The 10,396-nt window shown below is 71.9% G+C and carries 10 protein-coding genes; 6 read left to right on the top strand and 4 right to left on the bottom strand.

The genetic code is table 11. The annotated features are described in order from the left end of the window. The 6 genes from BWR60_RS21635 to BWR60_RS21610 form a co-directional block, all read left to right on the top strand. The coding region (locus BWR60_RS21635; protein ID WP_144445693.1) for a DUF4115 domain-containing protein at nucleotides 1-385 on the top strand (385 nt) is incomplete at its 5' end. A gap of 229 nt (nucleotides 386-614) precedes the next feature. After that, nucleotides 615-1,757, top strand: coding sequence for a flavodoxin-dependent (E)-4-hydroxy-3-methylbut-2-enyl-diphosphate synthase (gene ispG, locus BWR60_RS21630; RefSeq protein WP_088153089.1), 1,143 nt, complete (start codon nucleotides 615-617; stop codon nucleotides 1,755-1,757). Nucleotides 1,758-1,829: 72 nt separating this feature from the next. Further along, nucleotides 1,830-2,909 carry a peptide chain release factor 1 gene (gene prfA, locus BWR60_RS21625; protein WP_088153088.1) on the top strand — a complete coding sequence of 360 codons (1,080 nt, stop codon included), beginning with the start codon at nucleotides 1,830-1,832 and terminating at the stop codon, nucleotides 2,907-2,909. Between the two features lie 271 nt (nucleotides 2,910-3,180). Further along, complete coding sequence (prmC, locus tag BWR60_RS21620; protein WP_088153087.1) at nucleotides 3,181-4,038, top strand: peptide chain release factor N(5)-glutamine methyltransferase; 858 nt, start codon at nucleotides 3,181-3,183, stop codon at nucleotides 4,036-4,038. A 181-nt stretch (nucleotides 4,039-4,219) separates the two neighbouring features. Next, a complete protein-coding gene (locus tag BWR60_RS39020) occupies nucleotides 4,220-5,371 on the top strand; it encodes a DUF4167 domain-containing protein (protein WP_429913034.1) in 1,152 nt (383 codons plus the stop codon). A gap of 121 nt (nucleotides 5,372-5,492) precedes the next feature. Beyond that, the gene (locus BWR60_RS21610; protein WP_144445692.1) at nucleotides 5,493-6,023 is read left to right on the top strand and encodes a PRC-barrel domain-containing protein; all 531 of its coding nucleotides are present in this window, start codon (nucleotides 5,493-5,495) and stop codon (nucleotides 6,021-6,023) included. 245 nt (nucleotides 6,024-6,268) lie between these two features. On the opposite strand, the gene BWR60_RS21605 is transcribed toward BWR60_RS21610, so the two are convergent. The 4 genes from BWR60_RS21605 to BWR60_RS36450 are packed head-to-tail and all read right to left on the bottom strand — an operon-like array spanning nucleotide 6,269 to nucleotide 10,333. Continuing rightward, a complete protein-coding gene (locus BWR60_RS21605) occupies nucleotides 6,269-7,558 on the bottom strand; it encodes an aminotransferase class III-fold pyridoxal phosphate-dependent enzyme (protein WP_088153085.1) in 1,290 nt (429 codons plus the stop codon). 8 nt (nucleotides 7,559-7,566) lie between these two features. Next, on the bottom strand, nucleotides 7,567-8,334 hold the full coding sequence (locus BWR60_RS21600; RefSeq protein WP_088153084.1) for a cytidylyltransferase domain-containing protein: 768 nt from the start codon (nucleotides 8,332-8,334) through the stop codon (nucleotides 7,567-7,569). Continuing rightward, complete coding sequence (locus BWR60_RS21595; protein WP_179221883.1) at nucleotides 8,331-9,560, bottom strand: aldo/keto reductase; 1,230 nt, start codon at nucleotides 9,558-9,560, stop codon at nucleotides 8,331-8,333. Before BWR60_RS21595 ends, BWR60_RS21600 begins: the two co-directional genes overlap by 4 nt. Beyond that, nucleotides 9,557-10,333 (bottom strand): GNAT family N-acetyltransferase, encoded by a 777-nt coding sequence (locus BWR60_RS36450; protein WP_144445690.1) that lies wholly within the window; start codon nucleotides 10,331-10,333, stop codon nucleotides 9,557-9,559. Before BWR60_RS36450 ends, BWR60_RS21595 begins: the two co-directional genes overlap by 4 nt. Nucleotides 10,334-10,396: the final 63 nt, after the last annotated feature.

The following is a 10,396-nucleotide window of genomic DNA, read 5'->3' as shown; positions in this document are numbered from 1 at the left end:
GCACGCTCCGGCGCCGGCCGCCCAGGCGCAGCTGCCGGCCGTCGCGGCGCTGGACCGCCCGCTCGGCGCCGCCTTGGCCAGCGAGCCGCCGGCCGCGCCGGTGCCAGGCCCCAATGACAGCCGCATCACGCTGCGCGCCAGCGCCGACAGCTGGGTCCAGATCCGCGACCGCCAGGGCGGGCTGGTGATGACCCGGGTGATGGGCGCGGGCGAGACCTATGCCGTGCTGCCGCAGGAAGGCCAGCGCCTGACCACCGGCAATGCCGGCGGGCTGCAGGTCGAGGTCGACGGCCAGCCGGTGGCGTCGCTCGGCGGCCCGGGCCAAGTGGTGCGCAACATCCAGCTGGATCCGCAGAAGCTGCGCGACCGGGCATCGGTGAACTGAGGCTGTGGCCGGGAATTTGATCCGGTGAGGCGGCTGGCGTGGATTTCGAGAACCGGAGCGCAGCGGACATTTCGTCCGTGAGCACCGGAAGCGCAGAAAGCCGCGTCAGGCGGCCACCGGGCGAATTCCCGGGACGCACATGGTCGCAATGCCGCCTCCCGGATTGCGGGATCGGCGCGAAAGGGCCATGTTGTCGCGCAACGAACGCCGCATCACCTAAGGTTCCGTCATGAGCGCCGCTGTCCGCGCCTATCGCCAGATCCAACGCCGGAAGTCCCGCCTGATCCATGTCGGCAAGGTCCCGGTCGGCGGCGATTCGCCGATCACCGTGCAGTCTATGACCAACACCCGGACCACGGACATCCAGGCGACGATCGACCAGATCCGGCAGCTCGAGATCGCCGGGGCCGACATCGTCCGGGTGTCCTGCCCGGACGAGGAATCCAGCGCGGCGCTGAAGCACATCGTGCCGGAAGTGACCGTGCCGATCGTCGCGGACATCCATTTCCACTACAAGCGCGGCATCGAGGCGGCCCAGAACGGCGCGGCCTGCCTGCGCATCAACCCCGGCAACATCGGCTCGAAGGAGCGGGTGGCCGAGGTGGTGAAGGCGGCGAAGGACCACAACTGCTCGATGCGGATCGGCGTCAATGCCGGCTCGCTGGAGCGCGAGCTCCTGGAGAAGTACGGCGAGCCCTGCCCGGAGGCGATGGTCGAGTCGGCGCTCAACCACATCCGCATCCTCGAGGATCACGATTTCTTCAACTTCAAGATCTCGTGCAAGGCGTCGGACGTGTTCCTGGCGGTCGCCGCCTATCAGGCGCTGGCCGAGGCCTGCGACTACCCGCTGCATATCGGCGTCACCGAGGCCGGCGGCCTGCGCAGCGGCACGGTGAAGTCGTCGATCGGCCTCGGCATGCTGCTGTGGTCCGGCATCGGCGACACCGTCCGCGTTTCCCTCTCCGCCGATCCGGTGGAGGAGGTGAAGGTCGGCTTCGACATGCTGAAGTCGCTCGGCCTGCGCCATCGCGGCGTCAACATCATCTCCTGCCCGTCCTGCGCCCGGCAGCAATTCGACGTGATCAAGACCGTCGAGGTGCTGGAGCAGCGCCTGGCCCACATCACCACGCCGATGACCGTCTCGGTGATCGGCTGCGTGGTCAACGGCCCGGGCGAGGCGACGATGACCGATATCGGCTTCACCGGCGGCGGCAAGGGCACGCATCAGGTCTACATCAACGGCCTGCCGAACCACCGGCTGAAGGACGAGGGCATCGTCGACCACCTGGTGTCGCTGGTCGAGGACAAGGCCAAGCAGATCGAGGCCGAGCGCGCCGCCGCCGAGGCGGAAGCGGCCCAGGCGGCTGAATGAGCCGCCTGTCCGGCCGCTAGCGGGCCCGTCATCCCTTGACCGACCGGCCCGTTCCCCTGATTTGAGCCTTCCGTGCAACTCGACGAAAACCTGAACCGCGTCCTGTCTCGCGTGGCCGAGCTGCGCGACGGCATGGGCTCCGGCAAGCTGTCGCCGGACCAGTTCACCGCCTATTCCAAGGAATATTCCGAGCTCGAGCCGATCGCGGACGAGATCACGGCGCTGCACAAGGGCCGGGCCGAGCTGGCCCAGCTCGAGGCCATGGCCGCGGCCGAGACCGACCCGGAGATGAAGGCCCTGGCGCAGGAGGAGCTGTTCGCGCTGCGCGACAGCCTGCCGGCGTTGGAGCGGCGGGTGCAGGTGCTGCTGCTGCCGAAGGACGAGGCCGACGACCGCAACGCCATCCTCGAGGTCCGCGCCGGCACCGGCGGCGACGAGGCGGCGCTGTTTGCCGCCGACCTGTTCCGCATGTATCAGCGCTACGCCGCGATCCGCGGCTGGCGCTTCGAGGTGATGGACATCGCCGACACGCCGCTGGGCGGCTACAAGGAGGCGTCGGCCGAGATCAGCGGCCGCGGCGTCTTCGCCCGGCTGAAGTTCGAGAGCGGCGCCCACCGCGTCCAGCGGGTGCCGGAGACCGAGGCCCAGGGCCGCATCCACACCTCCGCCGCCACCGTGGCGGTGTTGCCGGAGGCGGAGGAGGTCGACGTCCAGATCGACGACAAGGACCTGCGGGTCGACGTGTTCCGGGCCCAGGGCGCCGGCGGCCAGCACGTCAACAAGACCGAGAGCGCGGTGCGCATCACCCATCTGCCGACCGGCATCGTGGTGGTGATGCAGGACGAGAAGTCGCAGCACAAGAACCGCGCCAAGGCGATGAAGATCCTGCGCGCCCGGCTGTACGAGGCCGAGCGCGCGGCCAAGGACGCAGTGCGGGCCGCCGACCGCAAGAGCCAGGTCGGCTCCGGCGACCGGTCGGAGCGGATCCGCACCTACAACTTCCCGCAAGGGCGGGTGACCGACCACCGCATCAACCTGACGCTCTACAAGATCGAGCGGGTGATGGCGGGCGAGGCGCTGGACGAGCTGGTCGAGGCGCTGATCGCCGAGGACGAGGCCGCCCGCCTCGCCGCCCTCGCCGACCAGCCGTGAGTCTGCGATCCAGCGACGCTTGCCCATTTGAGTTCCCCCTCCCCTTGCGGGAGGGGGAACTCAAATGGGCAAGCGTNCCCAATGAGTCCCCCCTCCCCTTGCGGGAGGGGGGCAGGGGGAGGGGGTTCTCCCGGCCAGAGCCGAGGACGACGTTTCGCGGTTCAGTCTGCGAAGCAGGTCGCTTTCGCGCGCAGACGCGCGCAGACCCCTCCCCCTGCCCCCCTCCCGCAAGGGGAGGGGGGACTCATTGGGGTTGCGGCCCGATCGCCCGATGACCACCCGCACCCCCAAGATCGCCGAAGCCCTGCGCGAAGGCACCGCCCGGCTGGCCGCTTCCCGCATCGACAGCGCCGCGTCCGACGCCCGCATCCTGCTGATGCATGCGCTGGGCACCGACCGCACCGGCCTCTTGTCCCGCGCCGGCGAGGCCGTGCCGGCGGAGGCCGCCGCGCGCTATGCCGGGTACCTCGACCGCCGCGCCGCGCATGAGCCGGTGTCGCGCATCCTCGGGCATCGCGAGTTCTGGAGCCTCGATTTCGCCCTCGGCCCGGCGACGCTGGACCCGCGGCCGGACAGCGAGACGCTGGTCGAGGCGGCGCTGGCCGCCGTGCCCGCGGGGCGGCCCCTGCGCGTGCTCGATCTCGGCACCGGCACCGGCTGCCTGCTGCTCGCCGTGCTGCACGACCGGCCCGGCGCCTTCGGCGTCGGTGTCGACCGCAGCGAGGCCGCGGCCCGGGTCGCGCGGGACAATGCGTGGGCCCTGGGCCTCTCCGGCCGCGCCGCCTTCCTCGTCGGCGACTGGGCGACGGCGCTGGCCGGCCGCTTCGACCTGGTCCTGTCCAACCCGCCCTACATCCCGGAGGCGGACATCGCGGCGCTGGAGCCGGAGGTGCGCGAGCACGACCCGCGCCTGGCCCTGTCCGGCGGCGCCGACGGGCTCGACGCCTACCGGGCCCTGGCGGCCGCGCTGCCGGCCCTGCTGGCGCCGGGCGGCACCGCGGTGGTCGAGCTCGGCATCGGCCAGGCGGCCGATGTGACGGCACTGTTCCGCGGCGCCGGCCTTGACATCGCCGGCACGCCGCACGATCTGGCAGGCATAGCGCGTTGCGTGATCGCGACGTCGCGGTAAAAAAACCATTGGCCCGACGCCTGATTGCCGTTAGGGTCCCCTTATTCCGTCATTTCCGGGCTTGACCGCTTGAGGCGGCCGCCATTCCGGCGCTGGAAGCGACGATGACGCTGGGCCCGGCCGCATCAGGCGGCGGCGAGGGACGGCAGCGCGGAAACAGCGATCTGCAGAAGCAAGGCTGATGAGACCAGGACCGAATTCGCGGCGTGCGCGCGGCAGGAACGGCGGCGGTGGAGGTGGCGGCGGCGGTGGCGGCGGCCAGCAGCGCCGGCCGAACGCACTGCCCAATCGCAACCAGACCATCGACAGCAACGGGCCGGACATCCGCATCCGCGGCAACGTCTTCCAGGTCTACGACAAGTATATGGGGCTGGCGCGCGACGCCCAGGCGTCGGGCGACCGCGTCATGGCCGAGAACTACCAGCAGCATGCGGAGCATTATGTCCGCATCATCAACGCCATGAACGAGGCCTATGGTGGCCCGCAGCACCAGCCGGGCGGCGGCCAGGACGGCGGCCGCGAGCAGCCGGGCGTCGATGCGGATTACGATCCGCTGACCAGCCCGGCGCCGCAGCGCCGCGAGTTCGAGCCGCGCAACGACGGCGGCGACCGCCAGCAGCGGCGTGAGTTCGAGCCGCGCGAGGGCGGCGAGCGGCCGCAGCGCCGCGAATTCGACCAGCGTGACGGCGGCGACCGCGGCGATCGCCCGCAGCGCCGGGAGTTCGAGGGCCGGGGCGAGGGCGGCGACCGCCAGAACCAGGGCTTCCGCGACCGCGACCAGGGCTTCCGCGACAATCGCGGGCCGCGCGACCAGGGCTTCCGTGACCAGAACCGCGACCGCGGCGACCAGGGTCAGCGCGACCGCTTCGGCGGCCAGCCGCGCGACAACCGCCAGGACTATCGCGGCGACCGGCCGCAGCCGTCCGTGGCGCTGAACGCGCCGCAGCCGCACATCCCCAGCCCGCTCGACCCGGCGCCGGTCGACATGGCCGCGTCCTCGGCCAGCTTCGGCGCCGATCCGCGCGACCAGGAGGACAGCGGCATCGACACCGAGCTGGCGCTGCCGGCCTCGATCATCGCCCGGCCGCGCCGGGGCCGTCCGCCACGCGCGGCCGCCCCGGAGGTCGAGGTGGCGTCGTCGGACCAGCCGGCCGCCGCCGCTCCGGTCGAGGCGCCGGTTCCCGCAGCCCAGCCCGAGGCATCGGCCCAGCCGGGCCTGCCCGGGGTCGCGACGGAGGAGGCCCCGGCCGCGCCGAAGCGCCGGCCCGGCCGGCCGCGCAAGGTGAAGGCGGCGGAGGACGCCCCGGCCACCGAGCCCCCGAGCGGCGAATAACGATCCGAACCCAGCGAAAGCCCGGCCCGTGCCGGGCTTTCGTCGTTTCGGGGAACCGCGTCCCGGACCCTCCTGTTGCCTAGGTATCTCCATGAGATCCTCGCCGAAAGGAGGACCGATCATGCGCAAGACCCTGATGACGGCGGCGTCCGCCGTTGCCCTGCTGGCGCTGCCGGCCCTGGCGCAGACGACGACGCAGCAGCCGCCCGCCACGACGACCACCCCCTCGACCAGCGCCCCCGCGGCGGCGGCCCCGGGCGGCGGCACCGTGCCGGAGGGGCAGCAGCAGCTCCCTGAATCCCATATGCTCGGCTCCGACCTGATCGGCGCCAGCGTCACCAACGCCAATGGCGATTCGATCGGCAAGACCTCGGATGTGCTGGTCGACAAGGGCAGCAAGACCGTGGATGCCGTGGTCATCGATGTCGGGGGCTTCCTCGGCATCGGCTCGAAATCCGTGGCGATCCCGCTCGACAAGCTGACCATCGGCGCCCGGCCCGATGAGGGCGTGAAGACCGCCATGACCAAGGAGCAGCTGGAGGCGCTGCCGGCCTTCGAGGGCCGCAAGGCCGAGGAGCCTGCGGCCCCGGCCACCGGCACCATGGGCGGCAGCGGCACCACCGGGACCACAGGCAGCGGTTCGGGCAACTAGCCTGGCCGCCTGTTCGTCGCCGGCAGGGGCGACGGAAGAGCCGCCCCGTCGGACCGGGAGCGATCCCGGGCCGGCGGGGTGGTCTCGTTTTGGGGATGGGCTCGCTCGAGAGATCCGCGCTAGGCCCTCGCCGTCATTGCGAGCGCAGCGAAGCAATCCAGGGCCGGTGCGCACCGGCCCCTGGATTGCTTCGTCGGCTCCGCCTCCTCGCAATGACGGCGTTGGGAACTCTGAAGAGCCCGCCCTCACCGCACCTTGAACAGCGGCACCAGGGGCTCGCAGCGCAGCTCCGCCCGCACCCGCTGCTGGCCGATCGCGGCCGAGAGCAGGGCGAAGACCTCGTCATAGATGGTCAGCACCCGGTCGACATCGGCCTGGCTGTGGGCATAGCTCATATTGTGGCTGCCCAGCGACAGCAGGCCGCGGGCGAAGATCTCCTGCAGCCACAGTGTCTTGATCTCGAAGGCGCTGGTGTCCGGCTGGTCCTTGATCAGCAGGAAGGTCCAGGACGGGTGGCCGGACAGGGACAGCACCTCGCCCAGCCGGTGCCGCTCGACCAGCGCCGCGGTGCCGTCGCGCAGCGCCGTACCCAATGTGGCCATGTGCCGGGTCACCGGCTCGCGCACCACCTTGTCCAGCGTCGCCCGGGCCGCGGCCAGGGACAGCGTCTCGCCGCCCATGGTGAAGGAGAAGAAGATCTCCTCCATCTCCATCATCAGGTCGCGCCGGCCGCACACCGCCGACAGCGGATAGCCGTTGGCGATGCCCTTGCCCAGCGTGGTCAGGTCGGGGGTGACGCCGAACAGCTCCTGCGCCCCGCCATTGGCGACGCGGAAGCCGGTGATGGTCTCGTCGAACACCAGCACCGCGCCGTGCCTGGTCGCCCGCTCGCGCACGCCCTCCAGATAGCCTTCGGCCGGGAAGGCGACGTTCATCGGCTCCATGACGATCGCGGCCACCTGGCCGGCATGCTCGTCCAGCAGCCGGTCCAGCGCCGCCAGGTCGTTGTACGGGAAGCTGTGGGTCAGCGCCCGGGTCGATTCCGGCACGCCGCGGTTGCGGGCGGTGGCGCCGATATACCAGTCCTGCCAGCCGTGATAGCCGCTGACCAGCACATGGTCGCGGCCGGTATAGGCGCGGGCGACGCGGACGGCGCCGGCGGTGGCGTCCGACCCGTTCTTGCCGAAGCGCACCATCTCGGCCGACGGCACGATCGCCACCAGCCGCTCCGCCACCTCGGCCTCCAGCGGGCTCGACAGGCTGAAGATGGTGCCGTCGCCGACCTGCGCCTTGACCGCCGCGGTGACGTCCGGGTCGTTGTAGCCCAGCGTCACCGAGGCCAGGCTGTTGATGAAGTCGATGTATTCGTTGCCGTCGACATCCCACAGCTTGCTGCCCTGGCCGCGGGCGGCGAAATAGGGCGACACGCCGAGCGGATACTGCGTGATGCTCTTGCTGAAGGTCTGGGCGCCCAGCGGGATGGTCCGCCGGGCCCGGTCGAGCATCGCCTCGGATGCCGCATAGCGTTCTGACACTTTGGTCCTCACGGTTTGGTCAAGGCGGCGTCCTGGGCGAGCGAGCGCTCCAGGCCCTCGTTCCGCCGGTGGACGCGGTTGAGCGCGGCGATCTCCGGATGCGCCGCCAGGAACTGCAGGATGTCGTCGGTGCCGAAGGCCGGGTTCGCCGGGTACAGCCCGGCATAGACCGCCCGCACCAGGGCCAAATCCTCCGGCGTGTCGACGGTCCAGCGCTCGGCCGACAGGTCGGTGTCGCCGACCAGGCTGCCCAGGCGGAACCGCTCCGGCCGGGTGTAGATGAAGCGGGTGACGTGCTCGCGGTCGGACGACAGCGTGGCCTCGCGCCAAGCCGTCTCCAGCACCTCGGCGCGCATCACCTCGGCATCGAGCCCGTCGGGCCAGCGCGGCGTCAGCGTGTTGCAGGAATGGTCGTAGCCGCCGGCGACATGCAGCTCGACCAGCCGGTCGATCAGCCCCGGGTCGATCAGCGGGCAGTCGCCGGTGAGGCGCACGATCTGGTCGGCGCCGCTGCCCGAAGCGGCGGCGTGGAACCGGTCCAGCACGTCGTCCAGGCTGCCGCGGAAACAGTCGATGCCGATGCGGGCGGCAAGCTGCACCAGCGCATCGTCGGCGGGCTCGGTGCTGGTGGCCAGCACCAGCCGGTCCAGCGTCCGGCAGCGCCGCAGCCGCTCGACCTGGCGCGCCAGCATCGGCTCGCCCAGCAGGTCGGCCATCACCTTGCCGGGCAGCCGCGACGAGGACATCCGCGCCTGCAGGATCGCCAGCACCGTCATGTCCGCTCCCAATAGCTGGTGTCATCCAGGATGAAGCGCCCTGCGGCCGCGGTCCAGCCGGGGAAGGGCTCGGCCGCCACCAGGCGGCGCAGCCCGATCTGCTCGAAGGCCATGCGCGCCGTCAGCGCCACCGCCTCGTCCCGCCAGGCCTCGGGGACGCCCTCTACGGCGACCATAGCCTCGCCCGCGTCGCGGTCCACCGGGCCGAGCCGCACGGCGCCACCGGCGTCGCCACCCTCCTTCGCCAGCACCGCCAGCACTGCGACATCGCCCGACGCCATCGGCCGCAGCGCCACGCCGCCGCCGGTCAGGATCGCAGCGGGGCGGCCGCCGGAGGGCCACAGGGCCGGGTTCAGCACCAGGTCGTCGGTGGAGGGCACGATCGTGATCGGCGGCGGCGCGGCGGCGACGGCGCGCAGGATGCCGGCCAGCTCCTCCGGCCGGGTGACGCCGACCAGGGTGGTGCCGATCTCCGGCCGGCCGATCACCGTGCCCAGCGCCGCGGCCAGCGGGTCGGCGGCGCCGACGGCGTCGCGCCAGCGCCCGACCAGCGCCTCGGCCGCGGGCGACACCCGGGCGGCCTGGGCGGGCGGGGCCAGCAGCAGCCCCTGCAGGAAGACCGACCGGGCGTGCAGCTCGATGCCTCGCTCACGCAGATCCGCGAGGAGCGGCGGACCGATCCGCCCGTCGACGGCATTCCAGGGCAGCTGCACGAGGTCGAGCGGATAGCGCTCCAGCACGGCGGCGAGCTGCCCGGCGCTGTAGACCGAGGCGCCGATGCGCTCGACCTCGCCGGCCCGCTTCAGCGCCGTCATCGCCGCCCACAGCGCCGCGCCGCCGGGACGCAGCAGGTCGTTGGCGTTGTGGGTCAGCAGGCCGGCCAGCCGGTCGCGGCGCAGCTTCGCCCGCGATGCGGCGAAGGCGTCGCGCACCGCGCGCCCGATCTCGTCGGCGTGGCGCAGACCGCCCAGATGCGGCGTCTTGGTGACGATGCGGAAGCGGTGCGCCGCCGGCAGCACCTGGCCCAGCACCTGCTCGGCGGTGCCATAGGCGGGGGCGGTGTCCAGCACGCCGATGCCGGAAGCGGCGGCGGTCTCCAGGATCGCCGCCACATCCTCCGGCGGGCAGATGCCGCGGTCATTGGCGATGCCGTAGTCGAGCCCGAACTGGGCGGTGCCGAGGCCCAGCGCCGTGGCGCCGCGCCAGGGGGCGGGGGCTGCGCTCAAGATCCGGCCAGGCGGCGCTTCGGCGCGGCCCCGGCGCCCTCGTCCTCCAGGACACGGCGCTCCAGCGCCTCGAGCTCGGTCTTGTACAGCGGCAGCTCGCGGTCGAGGAACTCGCCCAGCCGGGTGGCGAAGCCCTGCCGCGGCAGTGCGGCGATCAGCTTCAGCATGACGTCGTTGCCGGGCCAGAACTGCCCGCCGCGCCGGGCCTTCACCGCCTCGTAATCCTGGTGCAGGCAGCAGATCATCACGGCGTTGCTGACCGTCTCCCGCCCCTTGACGAAGCCGCGCCGCATGATCCCGTCGGTGTAGTAGCCGAGCAGCTCCAGCCACTGGTTCCAGCGCGCCAGGCCGGGATGGGCCTGGCCGGCCCACACCCGGTCCAGCCCCATGCGCTGGAAGGCATGCTCGGTCACCCGGGCCATCGCCTCCAGCTGCATCAGCTGGCGGGCCGGCGGCGGGTTGCCGACCACCAGCGAGATCTGGGCCGAGCGGGCGACCCAGTCGATCGCCGACAGCGAGATGATGCCATGCAGCGGGCCGCCACCCTTGCCGCAGATCAGGGCGGCGAAGCGGTCGCGCTTGCGGATCGATTCGAGGAAGCCGCGCTGGTCCTCGACATGGTTCGGGTAGATGCCCTGGGCCAGCCAGCGCGTCGTCTTCGCGTCGTTGAACCAGTCGGCCCAGCCATCGGTGATCGCCGCCTCGGACGGGACGCAGAGGTCGAGGGTCTCGCCCTCGATGAAGACGGAGTAGTGCTGCGTCTCATCCGCCATGCGGGCGAATCCTTCCGGGGCTCTGCGGTCGCGCGCGCGGCCCGGCCCGGCGCCTGCCGGTGG

This window comes from Inquilinus limosus, assembly GCF_002195995.1.
GTDB lineage: Bacteria > Pseudomonadota > Alphaproteobacteria > DSM-16000 > Inquilinaceae > Inquilinus > Inquilinus limosus_C.
The sequence above is the reverse complement of the archived record's forward strand: the minus strand, read 5'-3'. Positions and strand labels throughout refer to the sequence as shown.

Excerpts from the sequence above, each read along its gene's own strand:
- ispG (WP_088153089.1), top strand. The coding sequence starts at position 615 with ATGAGCGCCGCTGTCCGCGCCTATCGCCAGATCCAACGCCGGAAGTCC.
- prmC (WP_088153087.1), top strand. The coding sequence starts at position 3,181 with ATGACCACCCGCACCCCCAAGATCGCCGAAGCCCTGCGCGAAGGCACC.
- BWR60_RS39020 (WP_429913034.1), top strand. The coding sequence starts at position 4,220 with ATGAGACCAGGACCGAATTCGCGGCGTGCGCGCGGCAGGAACGGCGGC.
- BWR60_RS21610 (WP_144445692.1), top strand. The coding sequence starts at position 5,493 with ATGCGCAAGACCCTGATGACGGCGGCGTCCGCCGTTGCCCTGCTGGCG.
- BWR60_RS21600 (WP_088153084.1), bottom strand. The coding sequence starts at position 8,334 with ATGACGGTGCTGGCGATCCTGCAGGCGCGGATGTCCTCGTCGCGGCTG.
- BWR60_RS36450 (WP_144445690.1), bottom strand. The coding sequence starts at position 10,333 with ATGGCGGATGAGACGCAGCACTACTCCGTCTTCATCGAGGGCGAGACC.